Annotated in this window: 21 protein-coding genes and 1 riboswitch; of the genes, 7 read left to right on the forward strand and 14 right to left on the reverse strand. The window is 56.2% G+C overall.

From position 1 onward, the window contains the following. Window position 1: 1 nt before the first annotated feature. The gene (gene bluB / locus ABUK73_RS01965) at window positions 2-688 is read right to left on the reverse strand and encodes a 5,6-dimethylbenzimidazole synthase (RefSeq protein WP_353575799.1); all 687 of its coding nucleotides are present in this window, start codon (window positions 686-688) and stop codon (window positions 2-4) included. A 75-nt stretch (window positions 689-763) separates the two neighbouring features. Beyond that, window positions 764-944: riboswitch (cobalamin riboswitch) on the reverse strand. A 97-nt stretch (window positions 945-1,041) separates the two neighbouring features. Here bluB and ABUK73_RS01970 point away from each other — a divergent pair. The 3 genes from ABUK73_RS01970 (at window position 1,042) to ABUK73_RS01980 (ending at window position 3,520) form a co-directional block, all read left to right on the forward strand. Then, window positions 1,042-1,230, forward strand: a complete 189-nt coding sequence (locus ABUK73_RS01970) for a hypothetical protein (RefSeq protein WP_353575800.1) — start codon at window positions 1,042-1,044, stop codon at window positions 1,228-1,230. Window positions 1,231-1,281: 51 nt separating this feature from the next. Then, on the forward strand, window positions 1,282-2,838 hold the full coding sequence (locus ABUK73_RS01975; protein ID WP_353575801.1) for a phospholipase D family protein: 1,557 nt from the start codon (window positions 1,282-1,284) through the stop codon (window positions 2,836-2,838). A gap of 73 nt (window positions 2,839-2,911) precedes the next feature. Next, window positions 2,912-3,520, forward strand: a complete 609-nt coding sequence (locus tag ABUK73_RS01980; protein ID WP_454892319.1) for a carboxymuconolactone decarboxylase family protein — start codon at window positions 2,912-2,914, stop codon at window positions 3,518-3,520. A 4-nt stretch (window positions 3,521-3,524) separates the two neighbouring features. On the opposite strand, the gene ABUK73_RS01985 is transcribed toward ABUK73_RS01980, so the two are convergent. From ABUK73_RS01985 to ABUK73_RS02000, 4 genes are all read right to left on the reverse strand, one after another. Beyond that, entirely contained in the window at window positions 3,525-4,358 is an 834-nt protein-coding gene (locus ABUK73_RS01985) for a response regulator (protein ID WP_353575803.1), read from the reverse strand. A gap of 138 nt (window positions 4,359-4,496) precedes the next feature. Beyond that, a complete protein-coding gene (locus ABUK73_RS01990) occupies window positions 4,497-4,874 on the reverse strand; it encodes a response regulator (RefSeq protein WP_353575804.1) in 378 nt (125 codons plus the stop codon). A 177-nt stretch (window positions 4,875-5,051) separates the two neighbouring features. Then, a complete protein-coding gene (locus tag ABUK73_RS01995; RefSeq protein ID WP_353575805.1) occupies window positions 5,052-5,756 on the reverse strand; it encodes an SDR family oxidoreductase in 705 nt (234 codons plus the stop codon). A gap of 103 nt (window positions 5,757-5,859) precedes the next feature. Beyond that, complete coding sequence (locus ABUK73_RS02000) at window positions 5,860-7,017, reverse strand: pyridoxal phosphate-dependent aminotransferase (protein ID WP_353576003.1); 1,158 nt, start codon at window positions 7,015-7,017, stop codon at window positions 5,860-5,862. Window positions 7,018-7,186: 169 nt separating this feature from the next. Here ABUK73_RS02000 and ABUK73_RS02005 point away from each other — a divergent pair, with 169 nt between their 5' ends. The 3 genes from ABUK73_RS02005 to ABUK73_RS02015 all read left to right on the forward strand — a co-directional run bounded on the left by ABUK73_RS02005 (window position 7,187) and on the right by ABUK73_RS02015 (window position 10,327). Continuing rightward, window positions 7,187-7,954 (forward strand): DsbA family protein, encoded by a 768-nt coding sequence (locus ABUK73_RS02005; protein WP_353575806.1) that lies wholly within the window; start codon window positions 7,187-7,189, stop codon window positions 7,952-7,954. 218 nt (window positions 7,955-8,172) lie between these two features. Next, window positions 8,173-8,595, forward strand: a complete 423-nt coding sequence (locus ABUK73_RS02010) for a TadE family protein (protein ID WP_113088138.1) — start codon at window positions 8,173-8,175, stop codon at window positions 8,593-8,595. Between the two features lies 1 nt (window position 8,596). Beyond that, entirely contained in the window at window positions 8,597-10,327 is a 1,731-nt protein-coding gene (locus tag ABUK73_RS02015; protein ID WP_353575807.1) for a pilus assembly protein TadG-related protein, read from the forward strand. A 63-nt stretch (window positions 10,328-10,390) separates the two neighbouring features. Here the strand turns inward: ABUK73_RS02015 and ABUK73_RS02020 are convergent, their stop codons facing one another. The 4 genes from ABUK73_RS02020 to rpiA all read right to left on the reverse strand — a co-directional run bounded on the left by ABUK73_RS02020 (window position 10,391) and on the right by rpiA (window position 14,795). Next, window positions 10,391-11,767: a class II 3-deoxy-7-phosphoheptulonate synthase gene (locus tag ABUK73_RS02020; protein WP_113088136.1), complete on the reverse strand. Its 1,377-nt coding sequence runs from the start codon at window positions 11,765-11,767 to the stop codon at window positions 10,391-10,393. A 190-nt stretch (window positions 11,768-11,957) separates the two neighbouring features. Then, entirely contained in the window at window positions 11,958-13,346 is a 1,389-nt protein-coding gene (gor, locus tag ABUK73_RS02025; protein ID WP_353575808.1) for a glutathione-disulfide reductase, read from the reverse strand. A gap of 130 nt (window positions 13,347-13,476) precedes the next feature. Beyond that, entirely contained in the window at window positions 13,477-14,079 is a 603-nt protein-coding gene (locus ABUK73_RS02030; protein ID WP_353575809.1) for a DUF2059 domain-containing protein, read from the reverse strand. A gap of 17 nt (window positions 14,080-14,096) precedes the next feature. Further along, the gene (gene rpiA, locus ABUK73_RS02035; RefSeq protein ID WP_113088131.1) at window positions 14,097-14,795 is read right to left on the reverse strand and encodes a ribose-5-phosphate isomerase RpiA; all 699 of its coding nucleotides are present in this window, start codon (window positions 14,793-14,795) and stop codon (window positions 14,097-14,099) included. A 195-nt stretch (window positions 14,796-14,990) separates the two neighbouring features. On the opposite strand from rpiA, the gene ABUK73_RS02040 reads away from it, so the two are divergent. Then, complete coding sequence (locus tag ABUK73_RS02040) at window positions 14,991-15,692, forward strand: HAD family hydrolase (protein ID WP_454892308.1); 702 nt, start codon at window positions 14,991-14,993, stop codon at window positions 15,690-15,692. Window positions 15,693-15,812: 120 nt separating this feature from the next. Here ABUK73_RS02040 and exoR read toward each other — a convergent pair whose 3' ends face one another. The 5 genes from exoR to ABUK73_RS02065 all read right to left on the reverse strand — a co-directional run bounded on the left by exoR (window position 15,813) and on the right by ABUK73_RS02065 (window position 22,820). Beyond that, the gene (exoR, locus tag ABUK73_RS02045; protein WP_353575811.1) at window positions 15,813-16,607 is read right to left on the reverse strand and encodes an exopolysaccharide production regulator ExoR; all 795 of its coding nucleotides are present in this window, start codon (window positions 16,605-16,607) and stop codon (window positions 15,813-15,815) included. 42 nt (window positions 16,608-16,649) lie between these two features. Continuing rightward, on the reverse strand, window positions 16,650-16,949 hold the full coding sequence (locus tag ABUK73_RS02050; protein WP_353575812.1) for a hypothetical protein: 300 nt from the start codon (window positions 16,947-16,949) through the stop codon (window positions 16,650-16,652). Between the two features lie 180 nt (window positions 16,950-17,129). Then, complete coding sequence (locus ABUK73_RS02055; protein ID WP_353575813.1) at window positions 17,130-18,365, reverse strand: OmpP1/FadL family transporter; 1,236 nt, start codon at window positions 18,363-18,365, stop codon at window positions 17,130-17,132. A gap of 418 nt (window positions 18,366-18,783) precedes the next feature. Further along, window positions 18,784-21,627: a valine--tRNA ligase gene (locus ABUK73_RS02060; RefSeq protein WP_353575814.1), complete on the reverse strand. Its 2,844-nt coding sequence runs from the start codon at window positions 21,625-21,627 to the stop codon at window positions 18,784-18,786. A 257-nt stretch (window positions 21,628-21,884) separates the two neighbouring features. Beyond that, window positions 21,885-22,820 (reverse strand): DUF2497 domain-containing protein, encoded by a 936-nt coding sequence (locus ABUK73_RS02065; RefSeq protein ID WP_353575815.1) that lies wholly within the window; start codon window positions 22,818-22,820, stop codon window positions 21,885-21,887. Window positions 22,821-22,918: the final 98 nt, after the last annotated feature.

The raw sequence follows: 22,918 nt of genomic DNA on the forward strand, positions 1-22,918 counted from the left end.
CTTAACTAGCGCCCCATTTATCCCGAAACACCAGCTCCTCCAGCGGCAGCCGCTGCCGCCAGCCTTTGACGGCCAGTTCCGGCTCGCCGTAAAGCGTATCGACCCGCCCGACACAGAGCCATGCGACGATTTCGATGTGCGGTGGAATAGCGAGGATGTCGCGAATATCGGCATCGTGAAAAATGCTGACCCAACCGACGCCTATGCCTTCGGCGCGTGCTGCAAGCCACAGGTTCTGCACCGCGCAGACGGTGGAGTAGACATCCATGCGTGGATTGTGGGTGCGGCCGAGAACGACATGGCCGCCGCGCGTCGGATCGCAGGTCACGCAGATGGACAGTGGAGCCTTGCGAATGCCTTCTAGCTTCAGACTGCGGTAAAGCGCTTGTTGCTCCTGCCCGAACATCTCGGCGGCTTCGGCATTGGCGCGGGAGAAGGCCTGCCATACGCGCTCTTTGACATCAGCATCGGTGACGAGCGTGAAATTCCATGGCTGCATGAAGCCGACCGAGGGGGCGGAATGTGCGGCCTTGAGCAGGCGTTCCACCAGTTCTTCCGGCAACGGATCGGGCAGAAACTGGTCGCGCACATCGCGGCGCGTTTCTATGGCGCGGTAGACCGCCTGCTTGTCGCTGTCTGAAAACTCGCACGATTTTACCAGCGCGTTCTGAAACTCATCGGGCCGCATCGTCAATCCCCAACAATGCACAGGTCGGACGCCGAAAGCATCCCACCCATCAACAACCTGCCGCCGTCCATGCGGTTCGGTCTATGGCATCAGGCCGGTCTTCTGACTTGGCTTCGTCCGCGCATTGCCGCCTTCCCGATTTCTCAGTGGTCTATGGCAATCCGCGTCCACCTTACAGCGTTGGGCACGTCGCGGGCTTTCACCGCGTTCCCGATTCTCCCGCTTGAAAGCAGGCACCTGACTGGCTGCTTTATGACCGCCAGAGCATCGCGACGCAAGAGCCCCGCTTCATTTCCATGAGGACCGGAACCGCTGCCCGCCCCGCGCATTCTCTTCGCAAATGGAGAACCAATATGGACCACTATAGCGAACTTCGCCAACAGATCGGCCAGGATCTCGATACGCTCACCCACAAGGAAAGCCCGAAATCCATTTTTGAACTTGCAGAAGATTATCTGTTGGGTGACCCCGCCTTGAAACGGCAGATGGTGGAAGACATCATCAAGGAAGAAGCCGACAAGCGGAATATTGAAATCCATTGATACGACAGGCAATATCCGGGACAGGGAACCGACGCGAGTGAAACCATAATTGTGACTGCCATTGTAGCCTTCGCCATCTCAATCGTGGTCGTCCTTGTCGCGGGTATCGCCCTCGCTTCTCGCCATCGTGACAAAATCATCATCAAAATCGCCTCCGCAGCTTTGCGGAAGGAGCCGGACGCAACACCGCTCGACCGTCACTGGACCGATCTCCAGAACGCCCATGCAGAACGTAATGCACTGTCTCTTATCCAGTCCAATCTCGGTGCGTTTGCAGCGCGGGTAGAAGCCGCCCGCGCCGCCGGGCGCAGCCTTGATCTCATGTATTACATGTGGAATGCCGATCTGACCGGGCAATTGATGATGCGCGAAGTCATCGCCGCGGCAGACCGTGGCGTGCGCGTCCGTCTTCTGCTGGACGATCTCGGCGTGTCCATTTCGGATCGCGCCTTCCACGCCATCGACAGCCACCCCAACATCGAATTGCGACTGTTCAACCCCACCAAGGCTCGGGAGAACGTCTTCCGGCGCGGGCTGGAACTGCTGTTGCGGTTTCGCAGCGTCAATCGTCGTATGCACAACAAGGCCTGGATTGCTGACGGCCGGGTGTTGATCGTTGGCGGGCGCAATATTGGTGACGCCTATTTCGATGCAGCGGAACAGGCGAATTTCCGCGATTTCGATGTGATCGCTCATGGCGATTGCATCGCGCAAGCAGAAGAAATCTTCGACGATTACTGGAACAGTGCGGTCGCCGTTCCTGTGCGCTCGCTTTTGGCGCGGCGCCCCAGCAAGCTCGCCAAGCTGCGTCGCCGCATGGATGTTCTGGCCTCCGGCAATGCCGCGCGGCCTTATCTGGCGCAAGTGGAAAGCCAGCACCATTCCGGCAATTTCCTGATGTCCGACAATCTGCACTGGGTGGAAAGTGCGCAGGTGGTTGCCGACCCGCCGGAGAAAGCTGCCGGAAAACGCCGCAGCGGCCACAACTTCCTGATGGAAACGCTGCTGCCGGTGATGGAAGAGACCGAGAAAAAGCTGAGCATCACCTCGCCCTATTTCATTCCCGGCCTGAAAGGCGTGGAAACATTGTCACGCCTCTCCGCCGAAGGTGTCAAAGTCAGCGTTCTTACCAACTCACTGGCCGCGACCGATGTCGCCGCCGTGCATGCGGGATATTCGCGATATCGCCGGCCACTTCTGATCAACGGCATCAAAATCCACGAACTGCGCTCGCTGGCCGATCATCACAAATCCTTCTCCTTGCGCGGTTCAGGCCAGGCCAGCCTTCACACTAAGGCGTTTACGCGCGATGGAGAGATCGGTTTTATCGGCTCGCTCAATTTCGATCCACGGTCCATGTCGCTCAACACCGAGATGGGCGTGCTGTTTTCATCCGCTGGACTGGTGGATGAGATGGATGAAATTTTCAAGGATGAGACGAGCCGCGAGATGAGCTTCGAACTGACGCTCAATGAACGCAGAAATCTGACGTGGACTGGGCTGGTTCGCGGTGAGCCTCGTAACTACCGGCACGAGCCCTATGCCAGTTTCAGCCGCCGCGCTTTGGTCAGCCTTATGGGGCTGCTGCCGCTGGAATCGCAGCTTTAGGAAAAAAGCGCATCTCTGAACTGATCGAATTTCTCGCTCACGCATTTTAGAAACAGTGAAATGCAGGAGACGTATCATGTTCATCGACCCGCCAGAGCCGAAAACCAGCCGTAAAACCGCAGAAATGTATCGCAATGCGGAGGATACTTACGGATACCTGCCGAACATGTACCGCGCTTTCGGCCACCGGCCTGAGGTGATGGAAAGCTGGAGTGCATTGCTGGTCAGCCTGCGCGGCAATATCGAGCCACGCCGCTATGAGTTGGTAACGCTGGCGGCAGCGCGGGAATTGCGATCATCTTATTGCATGCTGGCCCACAGTGCCGTGCTGGCCCGTGAAGGTGTTTCCGGTGAGGAACTGACCGCCATCGTCTCCAACGCAGAAGACGCCCCGCTGGATGAACAGGAGCGCGCCATCATGATCTTTGCTTCCAAGGTCGTGCAGGATGCAACATCGGTTACGCAGGCAGATATAGACGCCTTGAAGACGCATGCTCTGACCGATGCGGAAATATTCGATATCGTCGCTGCCGCCGCTGCCCGCTGTTTCTTTTCCAAAACGCTGGATGCGCTTGGCACATCTCCAGACCAAGCCTACGTCAAAAAGCTTGGTCCGGAACTTGCCAAAAAACTGGCTCTTGGTCGCCCGATCGAGCAGGAGGCGGAAGCCGCCCTGCCCTGATACTTCAGGCGGCCTTCTTGCCGAGAGACTTTGCTGCCTGAATTTGGACCAGCGTGTCCAGATTCTGGTTTACGCGGCAGTAAAACTCTTCTTCGATGAAGGGGCGCAGCATGAAGTCGTTGCCGCCAGCCTTCAGGAAGCGCGCGGACAGCAGCCGGTTGGTGGAGGACGACACGCCGATGATGCGAAGTTCGTGCGAGCCGCGCATCGTGCGAATGCGGCGCGTCAGTTCGAAACCATCGATATCAGGCATGTTATAGTCTGTGACGACAAGGCCGATATCCTTATTGTTCTTCAACAGCTCCAGCGCCTTGGCACCGCTTTCCGCCAGGCTGACGCGGAAATTGTAACGCTTCAGGCGGCTAGACAGAAGAGCGCGCGCCGTTGGGCTATCATCGACGATCAGCACATGGTGGCGATGGTTGGTGAGGAAGCGGCAGACCGATTCCGTCAGCATATCCACGGCAAAGACATTGTCCTTCAGAATATAATCGACAACTTCCTTGGTGATCAGCTTTTCACGCGTGTCTTCATGGAAGGTACTGGTGAAGACGATGGTCGGGATGGAAAGATCGATGAGATATTCCAGCGCCTCGCCATTTTCTGCGCCCGGCAGATTGATATTGGAAATTGCGAGCGTTACCTGCTCAGTAGAATGCTCGTAGCATTCCTGCAATTCCTCGAAGTTACGGCAGACTTCTACAGTCAGACCCAACAACTCCTTGAGACGTGCGCCAATCATCTGGGTGAAGACATTGGAGTCCTCGGCCAGCAATATTCTTGTGTCATGAAATGGCACGCCAGAATACTGCATGCCCGTAATACCCAGAAAATTCATAGTGCCCCCAAAACACATAACGCTTTGGGAATCACTATAAGTCAGGCTGTTTTCAGAATAATTAATTACAAAAACCGCATTTAAACTGTGGTTACTTATTCACAAACGTTCATTAGCGATAAATAACGGAAATAGCGGTCACGCCGTCATGCGTCTTAGCGTATCGACAACCTTCTGAAAATCATACGGCTTGGAAAAGAACACGCTGCGGACGGGCAAGTCTTCATCTTCCGGTCTGTGGTGACCTGACGTCAGAACGATACCAAGCGGTATGTCCGTTGCGCGCGCCCAGTTGGCCAGCGCAACGCCGTTCATGCTGCCAGGCATATCGACATCGGTAAACAGAACTTCGACATCGGAACGGCTCTCGAGAATTTCCACGGCTTCATCGGCACCCGATGCTTCTATCGCATCGAAACCCGCATCCTCCACCATGTCTACCGCCATCATACGCAGAAGCGGGTCGTCTTCGACAACCAACACCACCTGTCTGGCGAATGGATTTCTCTGTCCCATTGTTCCGTTACCTGCTTCTACATCCGAGCGTCGAGTTCATGTGAACTCTTTACCCTTGGATTGAACAACGTCCCTATGGGGTGCTTGTTCCTTGAAGACCTGTGGAAACAGGCCTTCTCTAGGTGTTTATGCAGGGTGGCTGGAGCAACCGGAGCGATAGATTAGGGGTAATAGCGTTTACACAGAACGAGTTAGCCCGCCATCAACACGCAGGTTCTGGCCGGTAATATAACCTGCCCCTTCGGACGCCAGAAAGGCAACGGTCGCGGCAATCTCTTCGCTTTTGCCGTAACGCTGCATCGGCACCATCTCGCGCCGCTGTTCCGTCGCGGGCAAGCTATCGATCCATCCGGGCAGAACATTGTTCATGCGCACATTATCAGGCGCGTATGTGTCAGAGAAGATTTTGGTGTAGGCAGCAAGACCGGACCGGAACACGGCGGATGTGGGAAACATGTCGCTCGGTTCAAAAGCCCATGCCGTGGAAATATTGATGATGGCACCGGACTTCTGCGACACCATGGTCGGCGCGATAATACGCGTCGGGCGAATGACGTTGAGCAGATAGACATCGAGCCCGGTGTGCCACTGCTCATCCGTAATATCGAGAATCGGTGCGCGTGGCCCGTGACCGGCGCTGTTGACCAGCACATCGATGCGGCCGAATTTCTGCAGCGTCAGATCGGCAAGCCTTTGAAGATCGTCGTTGGACTGGTTGGATCCCGTCACGCCAATGCCGCCAAGCTCCTGCGCCAAAGCCTCACCCTTGCCGGATGAAGAGAGGATCGCGACCTTATATCCATCGGCAGCCAACCGCTTTGCGACCGCAGCGCCCATGCCGCTGCCGCCCGCTGTGACCACCGCTACTTTTTCTGCCGACATTTTTGTTCTCCCTTGAAATTTGCTGCGAGCTTATCCGGCTTCACCGGCAAACTCGAACCAAAATCATTGATAGAGAGTGCAGAAATCCTGCAAGGCTGCGCCCTTACTTTAGCCAACCCTCGATACGCCCTACGGCTTCGGCAATATCCGAGACCGATCCCGCATAGGAGAACCGCAAGGCGCGATGCCCTTCCAGCGGATCGAAGTCCATACCCGGTGTCGCCGCGACATCGATTTCCGCCAGCATGCGCTTGGCAAAATCCATACTGTCATTGGAATAACGGCTGGTATCGACATAGGCGTAGAACGCGCCATCCATAGGCGACGCCAGCGGCAGGCCCAGTTCCGGCAGACGTGTGGTCAGGAAATCGCGGTTGGTGCGGTAGCTCTCCTTGTAAACGTCGAGCTCTTCTTCCGCGGAAAAGGCCGCCGTTGCGGCAAGCTGGGAAAGCTCCGGTGCGGAAATATACATGCTCTGCGCAAGACATTCGATGGGACGGATCAGCTTTTCCGGCAGCACCATCCAGCCGATGCGCCAGCCGGTCATGCAATAATACTTAGAGAAGGAATTGATGACGATGGCGTTTTCGCTGATCTCGACAGCGCTCGTCTCATCTCCCACGAAGGTCAGGCCATGGTAAATCTCATCGGAGATGAAAGCGATGTCGCGGCTGTCGCAATAGCTCACTAGACGCTTCAGGGCTTCACGCCCCGTGACTGTCCCAGTCGGGTTGGCAGGGCTTGCCAGGAGCACGCCCTTCAGCTTGCAGCCGGCCTTGGTTTCCGCCCGCTCCAGACTTGCCGGCGTCAGCGTGTAACCGGTTTCGGCGGTGACGGGCACTTCCACGACATTGAGACCGAGTGCTTTCAAGATATTGCGGTAGGCCGGATATCCGGGACGAGCAATGGCAACCGCGTCACCCACATCGAAGAGCGCGAGGAAGGCCAGGTTGAACGCAGCAGAAGAACCCGTCGTCACGGCAATTCGGGCCGGATCGACAATCGTACCATGGCGCAACCGATAGCTTGTGGCGATGGCCTCACGCAGTTCCCGAAGCCCAAGCGCGTCCGTATAACCAATGCGGCCATGTTTCAGCGCAAGTTCGGCAGCCTCCAGCGATGCCTTTGGCGCAGCATGCGAAGGCTGGCCCACCGCCATGGAGATAACGGGACGCCCCGCCTGTCTGCGGCGGTTCGCTTCTGCCAGAATATCCATGGCATGAAATGGCTCAACCGCGCTTCGCTTGGACAAGGTTATCAAAAGCATGTTCTTTCTTGGAAAACTGTCGGAGATTTGCCGTATTATTGCTGTCTTCACAATGACGAGATCGCAACGGACAGATTACTTTGCGATATGGCAATTAAATTAAATTACGGTAATTGCGTGAGATAACAGAATCATCACGCACAACGAATCTATGAGGACCGACATGGCACTTTCGATCAAATCCACGGCTCTTGCCAGCCTGACGGCCCTTTCGACGCTTTTCGTGTCGCTGCCCGCTCACGCGCTGGATGACCAGCAGAAAAAAGAGTTCGGCGCTTTCATCAAGGAATACCTGATCGAGAACCCGGAAATCATGCTGGAGGTTCAGGAAGCGCTTGAACGCAAGCAGTATGAAACACGAAATGCCAAGGCAGCGGAAGCCGTAGCGGACAATCAGAAGACGATTTTCCAGTCCAAATATGACCTGTCGCTCGGCAATCCCGATGGCGACGTGACGCTGGTGGAGTTCTTCGATTACAATTGCGGTTACTGCAAGCGCGCCATGAGCGATGTCGACACCATTCTAAAGACCGACAAGAAGGTTCGTTTCGTCCTCAAGGAATTCCCGATCCTCGGACCGGAATCCATGGAAGCTCACAAGGTTTCCAATGCCGTAAAACTCATCGCGCCTGAGAAATACCCGGAATTCCAGCGCACCCTTCTGGGCAGCAACGGACGCGCCAATGAGGCCAGCGCCATCGAAGTCGCAGAATCACTCGGCATCAAGGAAGCCGACATCCGCAAATCCATGGCAGCAAACCCCAACGACGCCCAGGTGAAGGAAGCCTACACCCTCGCCACCAACCTCGGTATCACAGGTACGCCCTCCTACGTCATCGGCAACGAAGCCATATTCGGTGCGGTCGGCGCAGTTCCGTTGAAGGAAAAGATTGCCAACATGCGCACATGCGGCAAGGCGACCTGCTCATAGAGCCACCCTCGCCTTCCCTCATTCCTGCGCTTTGGTCATGACTGAGGGAAGGCCCAAATCCTTACCGTCTCGCCTCCTACGGCTGTAGTCCGCGCCCTTAATAAACCGCCGACAATCAGTGCCCAAAAACGGCACAACCGCGAATTTTCCCCCTTAATCAAAAATCAATTTATCTAAATTAGATTATTCGAAAATAATAATTCGGATCAGGGGGCGCCATGAAACATGTGGCAGAAATCATCCGCAATCGTTCCGGTTCAGCGGCGGTCGAGTTCGCAATCGTCGCTCCGGTTTTCATCCTCGTTCTTTTGACCATGATCGCCTACGGCATCTATCTGACGGCAGCTTACGCCGTGCAGCAGGTGGCTGCCGATGCGGCCCGCACCGCCGTTGCCGGCATCAACACGACAGAACGTCAGAGTCTGGCGAAAGACTTCATCGACAAGAGCGCGCTGAACTACATTTTCCTCGACAAGAAATATGTGAATGTCAGCGTCGGCAGCGACCCGGCCAATGTCAACCAGTTCACGGTCACCGTGGAATATGACGCGACGGAACTGCCCATCTGGAGCCTCTACACCTATGCGCTTCCGGACAAGACCATCAGGCGCTTTTCAACGATACGGATCGGGGGGATTTGAGATGCGGGCATCTGTTTCATTGATAAGGCGCCTGTCGCGTGACCGATCCGGCAACATCGCCATCATGGCGGCCATTACCGCACCGATGATCATGGGTGTGCTGGCATTGGGCGTAGATTATGGCTCGCTGACGCTGCAAAAGCGGCAGTTGCAGCAGACGGCTGATCTCGCTGCCGTCTCCGCCGCATCTGCTACCAATGCGGAGCAGGCTGTGTTTCAGTATTTCCAGCTCAACAACAAGAACATTGGCGTCAAGACGGCTACGGGTATCCTGACGGACACCGGCACGATCCCTTTCGATGCCACGACCGTTTTTTCCAATCGCGATGGTTACGCCGAAGTCATCAAGGGCCGCTATGTGCCTGACGCCAGCGTCGCAGTCGGCCAGCGTTTCGTGGAAAATGCTACGCCGACCAACGCGGTGAAGGTCAATATTCTCGAAAAAGGCCGCATCTATTTCGCCGGAACGTTCACCACAGCGCCCACGCTGGGTGCTGTCGGAACGGCAGCCGCGCAACGGGTTGCTGCCTTCTCTGTCGGGTCCCGCGTCGCCAGCCTCAACAGCGGCCTATTGAACAGCCTGTTGAGCGGATTGTTGGGAACCACCATCAACCTGAACCTCATGGACTATCAGGCGCTCGTCGCCGCCGACGTGAATGCGCTGACCATCATCGATGCGCTGGCCACCGATCTCAACATCACCGCCGGTACCTATCGCGATGTTCTGCACACTGAAATCACCTATGGCAAATTCATTTCCGCACTGACCAAAGCCACCGGCACCAAACCCGTGGTGACGGCGGCGCTGAAGACGCTGGAAAAGACACTCAACAAGACCACCGTCAAATTGCGGCTGGAACAGGTGCTGGCGCTGGAGCCCATTCTCGACAAGCAGATTGGCAACTCGGAAAACCTCAATGTTCAAGCGGGCATCTTCGATCTCATCACTGCAGCGGCGACGGCGGCAAATGGCGGCAAACAGGTTGCGGTGGATGCCGGTGTCACCGTACCGGGACTTGCCTCCACCAAGATCACGCTGGCCATTGGCGAGCCGCCGGTCGGGACACCATCACTCGCCGTCGGATCGCCCGGCACCATCGTCAGAACCTCACAGACACGTCTATCCATCGAAACGAAAGTCGATGGGCTGAAAGCATTGCTTGGCCTATCGGTCAACCTGCCGCTCTATATCGAGGTGGCGAATGCGGAAGCGAAATTGACAGATATTCGCTGCAACGCCAATGGCACCGGTGCGGTGGATGTGGATGTCGTTCCCGGCATCGCTGAAATCTCGCTCGGAAATGTCGATACGACCGCATTCAACAATTTCGGAAGAGACCCGCGTGTCACCAAGGCCGCCATCGTGGATTCGCTGGTCCTGAAAATCAACGGCATGGCCCATGTCGATGCGGCCAACATGACCAAAACGAAACTGACTTTCCAGCAGGCCGACATCACCCAGGCCACGGTCAAGACCGCCTCCACCAAGGATATCTCGACCTCGCTTATCAAGTCGCTGCTGAAGAATCTGGACGTCGATATCAACGTCCTCTTCCTCACCATCGGCACACCGACACTCGTGCAGGCGGCGTTGGCAGAAACACTCTCTGTGGCAACGGTACCAATCGACGGCCTGCTCTACAACACGCTTACCTTGCTCGGTGTGAAGGTTGGCGAGGCCGATGTGCGGGTCACGGATTTACGCTGCATGCACCCGGCACTGGTGCAGTAAAAACCAAAAAACACAAAAGCCGCCGGATCGCTCCGGCGGCTTTTGCTTGTCGTTCAAACCCAATCAGCCGTTTACGACAGCCAGACGCTTCTCGTCGCGACCGCTCTTCATGCGCTCGGACAGGAGGAAAGCCAGTTCCAGTGCCTGATCGGCGTTGAGGCGTGGGTCGCAGTGCGTGTGGTAGCGGTCGGACAGCGAATCCGCCGTGACCGTGCGTGCACCGCCGGTGCATTCGGTCACGTCCTTGCCGGTCATTTCGATGTGAATGCCGCCCGGATGCGTGCCTTCGGCGCGGTGAATCTGGAAGAAGCTTTCGACTTCCGACAGAATACGCTCGAACGGACGCGTCTTGTAGTGGTTGAGCGTGATCGTGTTGCCGTGCATCGGATCGCAGGACCAGACGACCTTGCGGCCTTCCTTCTCAACAGCGCGGATCAGCTTCGGCAGGCTCTCGGCAACCTTGTCGTGGCCGAAGCGGCAGATCAGCGTCAGGCGACCAGCTTCGTTGGAAGGGTTAAGCGCATCGATCAGCTCAATCAGATTGTCCGGCTGCAAGGATGGGCCGCACTTCAAACCAATCGGATTCTTGATGCCGCGGAAATATTCCACATGGGCATGGTCCAGCTGGCGCGTACGGTCGCCGATCCACAGCATATGGCCTGACGTTGCGTACCAGTCACCGGAGGTGGAATCGACGCGGGTCAGCGCTTCTTCGTAGCCCAAAAGCAACGCTTCATGGCTGGTGAAGAAATCGGTCTCGCGAAGGCTCGGCTGGTTTTCAGCCGTGATACCGATGGCCTTCATGAAGTCCATGGTCTCGGAAATGCGGTTGGCCAGCTTGCGGTAACGGTCTGCCTGCGGGCTGTCCTTCACGAAGCCGAGCATCCACTGGTGCACGTTTTCGAGATTGGCATAACCACCCATGGCAAAGGCGCGCAGCAGGTTCAGCGTGGCAGCCGACTGGCGGTATGCATCCAACTGGCGCTCAGGGTTCGGAATGCGCGAGGCTTCGTTGAACTCGATACCGTTGATGATGTCACCACGATATGACGGCAGGCTGATGCCATCAGCCGTTTCGATGTTGGACGAGCGTGGCTTAGCGAACTGGCCAGCAATACGGCCAACCTTGACGACAGGAAGCTGCGCGCCATAGGTCAGAACGACCGCCATCTGCAGGAAAGCACGGAAGAAGTCGCGAATATTGTCGGCGCCATGCTCGAGAAAGCTCTCAGCGCAATCGCCGCCCTGAAGCAGAAAAGCTTCGCCTTCGGCAACGCTGGCAAGCTGCTTCTTCAAACGGCGCGCCTCACCAGCAAACACCAGCGGCGGATAGGTCGCAAGCGTCGCTTCCGTTGCCGCAACTGCCGCCGCGCTAGGATATTCGGGAACCTGCTGGATAGGTTTGTGTCTCCAGCTACCGGGTGTCCAATTCTGTGCCATGTTCTTCACCTGGTTTCCACGCCAACTCTGTCCTGAGCAGCGATCTCGAAAGTTGCGCGGCTTATAGCTTCAAGTGCAGGCTTTGCAAAGCCAATCCTTATGAAGCCTATGCGTTTCAGCCGTTTTTGTGCCGATAAAGCGAAGAAAACAGAATCTAAACGATTTAATTTCTTCTCTTGTCGCAGCGCAACTACACGCGCTGCCCGTTCCTGATGCGGTAGCTTGGCAAATACATCGTCACCAGTTCTTCCGCTGCAGTTGGGTGCACAGCCATGGTGGCGTCGAAATCGTCCTTGGTGCAACCGGCTTTCAGCGTAATACCCAGAAGCTGTGCCATCTCCCCTGCCTCATGGCCGAGAATATGCGCGCCAACGACCTTTCGGTCTGCGGCGTTGACGATGAGCTTCATAATGGTCTTTTCCGTGCGCCCGGACAGCGTTGCCTTCATGGGGCGGAACTGGGCGCGGTAGACTTCGATCTCCTCGAATTTGGCCGCAGCCTCTTCCTCGGAAATACCGACGGTGCCGATTTCCGGTTGGGAAAACACTGCCGTTGCGATCAGGTGATGATCCGGCTTGGTCGGGTTGTTCTTGAACTCGGTTTCGATGAAGCACATGGCCTCATGGATAGCGACAGGCGTCAGTTGTACCCGGTCGGTGACGTCGCCCAGCGCAAAGATGCCAGGCACGTTGGTGCGCGAATACTCATCCACGATGATCGCGCCCTTTTCGTTGACCGCGACACCCGCATTTTCCAGACCCAGCCCCTGCGTATTCGGATCACGGCCCAGTGCCAGCATGACCTGCCCGACGTTGAGCGAATGGCCCTGTTTGGTGCGCGCGATGAGACCGCCTGCGCCGTCCTTGCTGACTTCCTGGATGACATCTTCGAGGATGATGCGAATGCCCTTTTCAGTCATCGCAGCATGCAGGCCCTCACGCATATCGTTATCGAAGCCATTCAGAATCTGCTTGCCGCGATAGATCAGCGTTGTTTCGACACCCAAACCATGGAAGATGTTGGCGAATTCCACAGCGATGTAACCGCCGCCAGCGATCAGGATGGCTTTCGGCAGTTCCTCCAGATGGAAAGCTTCGTTGGAGGAAATCGTCAGCTCGTGGCCTGGCAGCGAAACATGCGGGTTAGGCGTGCCGCCGACTGCAATCACGATGCGTTCTGCCGTGACCGTCTTGCCGGTCTTCGTCAGCTTCACCGTGTGGGCATCGACCAGTTCGGCGCGGCTGTCAAAAATATCTGCCTTCGCGTTTTCCAGTCCCTTGCGATAAAGGCCTTCGAGACGTTCGATTTCCTTGTCCTTGGCGGCAATCAGTTTTTTCCAGTCGAACGTGCTTTCGCCAACCGTCCAGCCATAACCGGCAGCATCTTCAAAATGCTCCTGATATTGCGAGGCATAGACGAACAGCTTCTTCGGCACGCAGCCTCTTATGACGCAGGTCCCGCCGTAACGGTATTCTTCCGCAATGCCGACGCGCTTGCCGAGAGATGATGCCACACGGGCGCTACGCACGCCGCCGGAACCGCCCCCGATAACGAAAAGATCATAATCATAAGATGTCATGGAAGAGCCTCTGATAGGAAAGACGGCCGCAAGCCATCCCGTTTGGCATTCATATAGGTGGTGCAGCGCACAAATGAAAAGCCCGGACTGTTATCCGGGCTTTGAAAAATTCTGACACTGACAAAAAGGATCAGGGCTTTGGCTTGGCAGCAGGTGCCGCTGGAGCAGGCGCTGTTGCGCCCGGTGCACCGCCGGTGTTGGCGCTGTTTGCAGGCAGCGGCTGGAGATCAGCGCCGGCTACCTTTTGCAGTTCCGTCATGCTCGACGTGTTGAGATCGCGGTTGATGCCAGCGGCCCAGATGTCGGCAGCCTTCATCAGTTCGCGCGTGGCAATCGGGCCATCCTTCAACAGCTTCTTGCCAGCTTCGCTGCTATAGAAGGTCGAGATTGCCTTGAGCTCATCCAGCGAAAAAGCGCGTGCGTAAGTCAGCGCAGCTTCGCGCTCCAGATCGGCACGGCGTGGTGCAAGTTGCAGTGCCTTGGCATCCACGGTTTCAGTGATCGCGTCCTGAACATTCGGCGAAGCCTGAATAAGCTCGGCCTTCAGGCGCTCTGCAAGACCCGGCAGAATGTCGTCGAAACGGTCGGTCACGCCCAGAGCGGCGATTGCCTGCTTTGCAGCGGCAACATGCTCCGGCGAAATTTCCTGCGCGCGCACGGCAGTACCGAATACGACGCCGGAAATGAGGATCGAAGCAGCGGCAGCTTTGCCCAGTCCCGCAAGTTTGATCATGAAATCTCTCGCTCCTGTTATAGTTTCGCCTGCATTACGCGGGCGCCATCCGGCCCGGCGATAATGGCAAGCGATGCCAGATTAATGAAAAGTCCGTGCTCGACAACACCGGGTATGGTGTTCAGCTCGCGTGCCAGTGCTTCTGCATCAGGAATACGGCCAAAAGATGCGTCGAGAATGAGGTGTCCACCGTCCGTTTTGAAGGGGCCATCCTCCAAAGAACGCAGCTTCAATTCGCCTGAAAGGCCAAGCTTTGAAGCCAGTTTTTCGATAGCGATGCGGGTTGCGACCTGACCGAAAATATTGATTTCGATGGGCAGTGGAAACGCACCTAGCGTGTCCACCACCTTGGTCTGGTCGGCAATCACAATGACGCGAGACGAGGCTGCGGCCACGATTTTTTCGCGTAGCAACGCGCCGCCGCCGCCCTTGACCAGCCGCAAGGCGTGGTCGACTTCATCCGCACCATCGATGGTCAGATCCAGTTCCGGCAGTTCATCCAGAGACTTAAGCGGAACGCCCAGTTCCACACACAGACGTGCCGTGCGCTCGGATGTCGGAACACCCTGAACCTTCAGGCCGGACGAGACCTTTTCCGCCAGAAGCCGGACAAATTCTTCGGCCGTGGACCCGGTACCAATTCCAAGACGCATTCCGTCTTCGACATGGGACAACGCCGCTTCTGCGGCCTTGATCTTCATTTGGCGGGCATCCATGCGGCTGCAAACTCCGGGTCTAATCCACTCGATCCGCGCTTCGGACCTGCTTTTGCGGCCTGACGCTGGCGTGCTGTTTACACGGGTCGAATAGCAAACGAAAGCCCTTTTCGGAATGCAGCAGGCGACGATTCAAAGGTTTCGTTGCAAATGCCTGCGCCTTTGCTTAGCCTTGCCGAAGATAGACAGTTCATCATGAGGCATTCCTTGACTTCTCCCCTCGTCATATTCGATCTCGACGGCACCTTGGTCGATACCGCACCCGACCTGATCGATAGCCTGAATTACGCCATTGCAGCCGATGGCCTTGCGCCCACAACTTTCGCGGATCTCACCCACCTGGTCGGTCAGGGCGCACGCGTCATGATCAAGCGGGCATTTGCACTGCGCAACAAGCCGCTTGCCGACGACGAACTGGAGCCGCTTTATGAACGCTTCATTGCGCACTACATCGAGAAAATGCCGGGTGAAAGCTTGCCTTACCCGGGCCTAACCCAAGCGCTGGACAGATTGTCGAGCGCGGGCTTCACGCTGGCCGTCTGCACCAACAAGACGACCATTCTGGGACTTCTGCTTCTGGAAAAGCTTGGCCTCAGCAACCGTTTCAGCACCATCACCTGCGGAGATACGTTCGAGTGGCGCAAGCCGGACGGACGCCACATTCTTGGCACCATTGAAAAGGCTGGCGGCGACCCGGCCAAAAGCGTGATGGTGGGCGATAGCGGCAACGACATTCTTGCCGCCAAGAACGCCAACGTGCCCTCCATAGGCGTGACATTCGGTTACACGGACGTACCGATGTCCGATCTTGGACCGGACGTGACAATCGATAATTTCGATGATTTGGATGCGATGCTGATCGAACGGCTCATATCGAAGCGCGTAGCCGCAGCTTAAGGGCAAGCTCCGCTCTTCAGTCATACCGGCCTTGCCCCGGTATTCAGCAGCCACGTCTCCGCGTGGCTGTAAACATCACGAATAGAAATGCTTGATCGGGAGCTTGACTGACGTCAGCAATCAGTCGGCGTCGCCCGCTGAAATATTCTGCGCCAGCGATATGGCAACGCGCCTGTCATCTTCCGCTGCCACGGAGAAAGCCTGTTCCTGCAGGTTCTGAATCCACTTGCAATTGGCGGCGGAGCATTTGTCCAGCGCAGCGGTCATGAAAGCGAGCCCACGTACGGTCTGGCCTTCCTGAAACAGAAGATTGCCGAAAATCGACATGGCGCCGGCATGGCCATGCTTGCGGGCCTGGTTCAGCCACTTCTTGGCCTGCTGCGCATCGGCACGACCGCCCTCGCCTGCCAGAATCATCTGCGCCAGCTCAAACTGAGCTTCAGCAACGCCAAAGGTGGAGGCAACCTGGAAATAAAGCTGACGGGCCTGCGACAGATCGGTCTTCACCGGGCTGCCCGGAATACCGTGGCGATAATAGTCAGCCAGCGACAGAAGCGCGTTGACGAAGAAGCCAGTATCCTCGGAGCCGGGCTCCACGCCCTGGCTGGCAATTTCGCTGTAAATCTTGAAGGCTTCAAAGTCGTTCTTGGTCACGCCATCGCCGAAGGCATACATATTGGCAAGCGCCCAGCGCGAGCCGGTATGGCCCTTTTCAGCCGCGTAACGATAGGCCTCGACGGCGTCTTCCTTCTTGCCGCTCTTGTAGGACTTGAAGCCGAACTTGAACAGGTCGAAAGGGCCGGATTCCTTGGTCACGCCGGAATTGATATCAAAAGCCGCAGCGGGCATTGCAAGCGTCGCAAGCAATATTCCCGTACACAGCGGCTTAAAAACGTTGATGTCACATTTCAGCATTTCAACGGACTTCTCTCACTCTTCCCGGCGTATAGCGAATACTTACGCAATACTGCAAAGCCAATTCACGCCGGGCTGCGATTTTAGAACACACTGCGTCTTTCCAGCCGCACTTTTCATCGTGCTGCCAGTGATCATTTGCGGCGGTCGATCAGTATTTGCATGAATACAGATATAGGCGCCGTTTCCGGCAACATAACGGCGTTTGAACGCCTGAAGGATTCCTCCAAGCAAGACGGGCAAGGCAACTCCCGCCTTTACTTGCTTAGATACTGAATCCACACCCGTTTTCACATTAACCACTTCCGCAGAACCACTTTCGAAGCCTGCATATTCTTCCATTTCCCGCGTCTTCGAAGACAAACAAGCAACTTGTTTGTGGCGGGAAATGGACAAATAAGCCCGCATTCTTACGCTACGTGAAGGTTGCAGAAATATGTTGCCAAATCGTCACAATATTGCGGATGGGCAACAAAAAACCCGGCCACGAGAGGCCGGGTTGGATTTGGGTTTTGGGCGAACTCAGAACTTGACTTTGAGAGAGGTGGAGACGGCTGCGACAATGTCGTTACCGAAGTCGTAAGACACTCCATTTCCTAAGGTAACGCCATTCATAACAGTCTGACGTGAACTACCACTCGTCAAAACGCCAATTGCTCCCGCAAGACGCAATTCAATGTTTTCTGTCACTGCATGTTGCAAGCCAGCACCGAGTGTCCAAGTATCTGTCTGCGTACCGAAGCCTTGCGACGTCCCACGATCCCAAGTCACCGTCATGGCACCACTCCACTGGTCGTTGAATTTGTGACCAATACCGCCGGAGACGGTCCAACCATCGCGATAACCCAAATCGAGCGACGTAACCTGAGTGCCAGATGTACAAGCTGACACACTCGTCAAACAAAACGGAATAGACGAAAATTGGCTCCAGTCAGTCCATTTGATCGATCCGAGAGCCAACCAATCTGGAGCAATACCAGTCTGGAACTTAAACTCTAACGAGTCCGGCATATCCTGCGAGCCATGAACGGGGAAAACCGCGCCGTTGACTTGCGAAAGGTTTAGCGTTCCAGTGATGTCGTCCAACTTTACAGCACTGTTATAAACGAGACTTGCTCTAAGGGCATACTCTGGAATCTCGTAAGCGAGACCAGCGCGCCAACCCCATCCATCGCCTTTCAAATCCAGCCGACCTACGCCCGTTCCAACCACACCTAGCGCTCCGGCAGGCGCCACGAGACGCTCTTTGAAGCCTGACAATTCCTGATAAAATCCACCGCCGATAACACGAATTTGGCCAGGGCCAGCGTCGAATCTGTAAGAGCAGGTAAGCGCGTAATTATCGCTCTTAACTTTCGTTTCGATATTTTCGTTAGCGCCACGCCAATTTGCGCCGGGTTTAGTGTGCGCTCCCCACGGCTGAGAATAATCTACCATACAATCCGCAGCATCACCAAAGCCAGCCTTTAGCCCAACCCGCGGCACCCAATAGTTCTCGCTGTCATTCGCGGTAGTCGTGCCGCCGTTGATTCCGTTAGATCCGAGACCATTAGTCGGATCTGTATCAACAACATTTTTCAGTTTTCGCTGAGGCGCAACAAACGTTGCCGTCGATTCAGCTGCGAATCTTGAACTATCAAAAAGCAAGTCAATATTATATCCACCTCGCTCCAAACCACCCGCAAAAGCAGGTGTCATCGATGTGATACCGACAGCAAGGCCCAAAGCGCCACTAATAATACGATTTTGTGTTGCCATCTCTCTCCCCAATCAAGGCAATGTCGTGACGGTGAACGTGCAGGGCTTTGAAACAAAACACAATCTGCCGCTTAGGGTCGGGTCTTTTTTGCAGTGCGAAAAATTTTTACGTAAGATGCTGATCAACATGGTCTCATCGTTTCGATTTGGATGATTATTCTAATGATTTTGGATTAATACGTTTCAAAATAGAATGATATGTCAATTGCGCGCGCAGGTGTGACCCCATGACCACATCCACAATTTTCACACGCAAAAGCCGTGATTTTGCCCGCTTGAGGTGGACCCGCCTAAACCATCTTCGTGATTAGGGAGAAAGGACTAAGTGATTCTGTGCTCTGCCGCCCCGACATTCCATAGCAGATACAAAAAAGCCGCCCCTCGACTGAAGGGCGGCTTTTGTTGAGCTACGCTTTGATTAGCCTGCTTCGTTGACCCGCTGAAGCGCGACTTTGAGGCTCTTGATCTGGACTTCCAGCTCCGCCTTACGGTCGCGGTCGGCGGCCACGACTTCCGGGTCGGCATTGGACACGAATTTCTCGTTCGACAGCTTCTTGTCGATGCGTTCCAGTTCGCTTTCTGCTTTCCCAATCGCCTTTTCGAGACGAGCCTTTTCAGCCGCAATATCAATGAGGTTACCGAGCGGAATGCAAACGGTCGCCTCACCCAGCACCAGCTGTGCCGAACCCTTCGGTGCGACATCAGCGGCCAGAATTTCATCTGCGCGGGCCAGACGACGGATGGCTGCCGAGTGACGGTCCAGACGCATTTCAGTGGTCGGGTTTGCGGCAACGATGACCAGCGGTGCAGTGGCGCCCGGTGGAACGTTCATTTCCGAGCGGGTCGAGCGAATGCCGGAGACGAGATCGACCAGCCAGTTGATTTCGGCAGCAGCAGCATCATCGCGGAACTCAGGTGTTGGCCAATCCGTGTGGCACAGCAGGTCCTTGCGGCTTTCGCCCTCACCTGCCGAATGCTCCCACAGTTCTTCCGTCATGAATGGCATGAACGGATGCAGCAGCTTGTAGATTTCTTCCAGAACATAGGCAGCGCAAGCCTGCGCTTCCTTTTTGGCGACCTCGTCTTCGCCGCTGAAAACGGGCTTCAGCAGTTCCAGATACCAGTCGCAGACCTGATTCCAGACGAAGCGATACAGCGCGCTTGCCGCATCGTTGAAACGGTAGTTCTCGATGGCCGATGTGACGTCCTTTGCCGCATTGGCAAGTTCGGTCAAAATCCAGCGGTTGATCGTCTGTGTCGTTGCTTCCGGCAGGAAATGCGGGTCGCGCTTGACGCCGTTCATCTCGGCAAAACGCGTCGCATTCCACAGCTTGGTGCCGAAGTTGCGGTAACCGGCGATGCGGGCCGGGTCCAGTTTCACGTCACGTCCCTGCGCCGCCATGATGGCCAGCGTGAAGCGGAGCGCATCTGCACCATACTCGTCGATCAGTTCGAGCGGATCGATGACGTTGCCCTTGGACTTCGACATCTTCTGGCCGTTCTTGTCGCGGACCAGCGCATGGATATAGACCGTATGGAACGGCTCGACCGGGTTGCCGGCATCGTCCTTCATGAAATGCAGACCCATCTGCATCATGCGGACAACCCAGAACGGGATGATGTCAAAGCCGGTGACCAGCACGTTGGTCGGATAATAGCGCGCCAGTTCCGGCGTCTTTTCTGGCCAGCCGAGCGTGGAGAACGGCCACAGTGCGGACGAGAACCATGTGTCCAGAACGTCTTCATCACGGGTCAGAATTTCACCCGGCTTGAAGTTTTCCAGCTTCTCCTCAACCCAGGCCTTCCACGGACCTTCATGGGAAATATAGTGCTGGATTGCGGCCTGAAGCGCCTCTTCCTCGGTTTTTTCGACAAAGACCTGGCCATCCGGACCATACCATGCCGGGATCTGGTGACCCCACCAGAGCTGGCGCGAAATGCACCATGGCTGGATATTTTCCATCCACTGGAAGTATGTGTTTTCCCAGTTCTTCGGCACGAAATTGGTGCGGCCTTCGCGAACGGATTCGATGGCTGGCTTGGCAAGCGTCTTGTTATCCACCCACCATTGATCGGTCATGCGCGGCTCGATTGGCACGCCACCACGGTCGCCATGCGGCACCATGTGCTTGTGCGGCTCGATCTTGTCCAGCAGACCCGCTTCTTCGAATATCTCGACAATGATCTTGCGGGCCGTGAAACGATCCTGACCTTCGAGGCGATCCCATGCTCCATGCAGGGCGGCTGGATGATCCAGTCCTTCGAGGAACTCTTCGTTCTCCTTGATGGTGATGGTGGCGTCGATGTTGAGAATATTGATAGCACGAAGACCTGCACGCTTGCCGACTTCGAAGTCGTTGAAATCATGCGCAGGCGTGATCTTGACCGCGCCGGTACCCGCCGTCGGATCGGCATAATCATCGGCAACGATTGGAATCTTACGGCCTACGATCGGCAGAATAACGTGCTTGCCAACGATGGACTTGTAACGCTCATCATCCGGGTTCACCGCAATGCCGGTATCACCCAGCATGGTTTCCGGGCGCGTAGTGGCAACGACGATGTAATCGCGGGTTTCGAATTCGGTGGCCTTGCCCTCTTCATCGAATGCGATTGGGTATTCGTAGGTAACGCCCTTTTCCAAGGGATAGCGGAAGTGCCAGAGGTTGCCCTTCACTTCCAGCTGCTCGACTTCCATGTCGGAAATCGCTGTCAGCAGCTTGGGGTCCCAGTTTACAAGGCGCATGTCCTTGTAGATCAGGCCTTCCTTGTAGAGCGTGACGAAGACTTCCAGAACGGCTTGGGAAAGCCCCTCGTCCATCGTAAAGCGTTCGCGAGACCAGTCGCAGGATGCGCCAAGGCGCTTCAACTGGTTGAAGATCAACCCGCCGGACTCCTCCTTCCACTGCCAGACTTTCTCGATGAAGGCTTCACGGCCCATGTCGCGGCGGCCCGGTAGCTGATTTTCCATCAACTTGCGCTCGACCACCATCTGCGTTGCGATACCGGCATGGTCCATACCCGGCTGCCACAGCACGTCCTTGCCGCGCATACGCTCAAACCGGACCATGATGTCCTGAAGCGTGTTGTTGAGCGCGTGTCCCATGTGGAGAGAGCCGGTCACATTCGGCGGCGGTATCACGATTGTGAACGTTTCCGCGCCCGGCTTGGCGTTCGCGCCAGCGCGAAACGCGTTGGCCTCATCCCAGGCTTTGGCGATTTTTGGTTCTACGGATGCGGAATCGTAGGTCTTTTCGAGCATTTACGGACCTGAATTTTAGAGTTCTGGAGTATGTCGCGCAAATTTGCAGCGGTTTTGCGGAAACGACATACGACAATACAAGGAATCTACAGTGCACCACGAATCCTTGGGATCGCAATGCGCCATATGTTTGATTTTTTAAATAAGGATGGGCGGTGCAGAGTCAACAGAAAGTGGCGTTTTCAACGGCAAAGGCTAACAAACAAAAAAGCCGCCCCGGGTTCTGGAGCGGCTTTGCGTTGGCTTGTCTGCTGTAATCAGCGGCGCGGGCCGCGCGCAACGCGCTCGATTTCCTCGCGCACCAGCCGCTCGACCAGCGTGGGAAGGTTGTCTTCCAGCCAATCCTTCAGCATCGGGCGCAGCATATCCTGTGCCATCTGCTCGACGGAAGGACGCTCCACGCCATCGAACATTTCAGCGAGTTCGCCGAAGGACTGCGCGATCTGCGCACCTGCGGCAGCGGAAATGAGGTTAAGCGAAAGGCCAGTTTGTTCAGGCTGACGGTGCTGCGGCTCGGCTGCTACCGGCTGTTCGGTAACGGGCTGTTCTATCATGACTTCCGGCTGGACAGGTGCCGGGGCTGGCGCAGGCTGCTCAGGCTCAACGGCACCGCGAAGGGCCATGTTTTCCCAAGCCGGCAAAGGCTGTGGTTCCGGCGCGGCAACGACCGGGCGCGTGAAAACCGGCGCGGGTTCCGGCTGCTGGCGAACCGGGGCCTGCGTTGCATTCAGCAGCGGGCGCATGTCGGTCGGGCGAATGGATGCAGCGGCTGCCCGCTCTTGCTGGAACGGTGGCTGCGAAACCGGGGCTGGCTCTACCAGACGCTGGGCGGCGTAGCCCTGAGGGCCAAGCGATGCATTGCGATCCGCAGCAGCGCGTACTCGGGCCGCGACATCTGCCAGCGACATGGTCTTTTCCGCCGAATCTGCACCGGTCATATCAGGCCGTTCCGCAAAGGATGGCTCGGGCTGGCGCGCGCCGTAACCCTGGTTTGCGGCTGGCGGCACATGTGCAGGCGGGCTGGCAAGCTCTGCGGAGAAGGACGAATCCCCATCCTCTTCCTCATCATAAACCGGAGGCAACGGCGCCGAAAAAGCATCTGATGACGCAGGCTCATTGCTTTCGATGATCCTGCGAATGGATGCCAGAATTTCTTCCATGGATGGTTCGCGCGCTACACTTGGCTGAGCCATTTTTATCCCCGGTTTTCACGTTCAAGACGGAACGGAGCAAAATACGCACTCCGAATCACCTTTAGTGTAGGGCACCCATGGGTAGAAATGAATCCACC

The organism is Agrobacterium vacciniicorymbosi (assembly GCF_040427045.1).
Taxonomy (GTDB): Bacteria; Pseudomonadota; Alphaproteobacteria; order Rhizobiales; family Rhizobiaceae; genus Agrobacterium.

Excerpts from the sequence above, each read along its gene's own strand:
- bluB (WP_353575799.1), bottom strand. The coding sequence starts at position 688 with ATGCGGCCCGATGAGTTTCAGAACGCGCTGGTAAAATCGTGCGAGTTT.
- ABUK73_RS01970 (WP_353575800.1), top strand. The coding sequence starts at position 1,042 with ATGGACCACTATAGCGAACTTCGCCAACAGATCGGCCAGGATCTCGAT.
- ABUK73_RS01985 (WP_353575803.1), bottom strand. The coding sequence starts at position 4,358 with ATGAATTTTCTGGGTATTACGGGCATGCAGTATTCTGGCGTGCCATTT.
- ABUK73_RS01990 (WP_353575804.1), bottom strand. The coding sequence starts at position 4,874 with ATGGGACAGAGAAATCCATTCGCCAGACAGGTGGTGTTGGTTGTCGAA.
- ABUK73_RS01995 (WP_353575805.1), bottom strand. The coding sequence starts at position 5,756 with ATGTCGGCAGAAAAAGTAGCGGTGGTCACAGCGGGCGGCAGCGGCATG.
- ABUK73_RS02005 (WP_353575806.1), top strand. The coding sequence starts at position 7,187 with ATGGCACTTTCGATCAAATCCACGGCTCTTGCCAGCCTGACGGCCCTT.
- ABUK73_RS02010 (WP_113088138.1), top strand. The coding sequence starts at position 8,173 with ATGAAACATGTGGCAGAAATCATCCGCAATCGTTCCGGTTCAGCGGCG.
- ABUK73_RS02015 (WP_353575807.1), top strand. The coding sequence starts at position 8,597 with ATGCGGGCATCTGTTTCATTGATAAGGCGCCTGTCGCGTGACCGATCC.
- ABUK73_RS02020 (WP_113088136.1), bottom strand. The coding sequence starts at position 11,767 with ATGGCACAGAATTGGACACCCGGTAGCTGGAGACACAAACCTATCCAG.
- gor (WP_353575808.1), bottom strand. The coding sequence starts at position 13,346 with ATGACATCTTATGATTATGATCTTTTCGTTATCGGGGGCGGTTCCGGC.
- ABUK73_RS02030 (WP_353575809.1), bottom strand. The coding sequence starts at position 14,079 with ATGATCAAACTTGCGGGACTGGGCAAAGCTGCCGCTGCTTCGATCCTC.
- rpiA (WP_113088131.1), bottom strand. The coding sequence starts at position 14,795 with ATGGATGCCCGCCAAATGAAGATCAAGGCCGCAGAAGCGGCGTTGTCC.
- ABUK73_RS02040 (WP_454892308.1), top strand. The coding sequence starts at position 14,991 with ATGAGGCATTCCTTGACTTCTCCCCTCGTCATATTCGATCTCGACGGC.
- exoR (WP_353575811.1), bottom strand. The coding sequence starts at position 16,607 with ATGCTGAAATGTGACATCAACGTTTTTAAGCCGCTGTGTACGGGAATA.
- ABUK73_RS02050 (WP_353575812.1), bottom strand. The coding sequence starts at position 16,949 with ATGGAAGAATATGCAGGCTTCGAAAGTGGTTCTGCGGAAGTGGTTAAT.
- ABUK73_RS02055 (WP_353575813.1), bottom strand. The coding sequence starts at position 18,365 with ATGGCAACACAAAATCGTATTATTAGTGGCGCTTTGGGCCTTGCTGTC.
- ABUK73_RS02060 (WP_353575814.1), bottom strand. The coding sequence starts at position 21,627 with ATGCTCGAAAAGACCTACGATTCCGCATCCGTAGAACCAAAAATCGCC.
- ABUK73_RS02065 (WP_353575815.1), bottom strand. The coding sequence starts at position 22,820 with ATGGCTCAGCCAAGTGTAGCGCGCGAACCATCCATGGAAGAAATTCTG.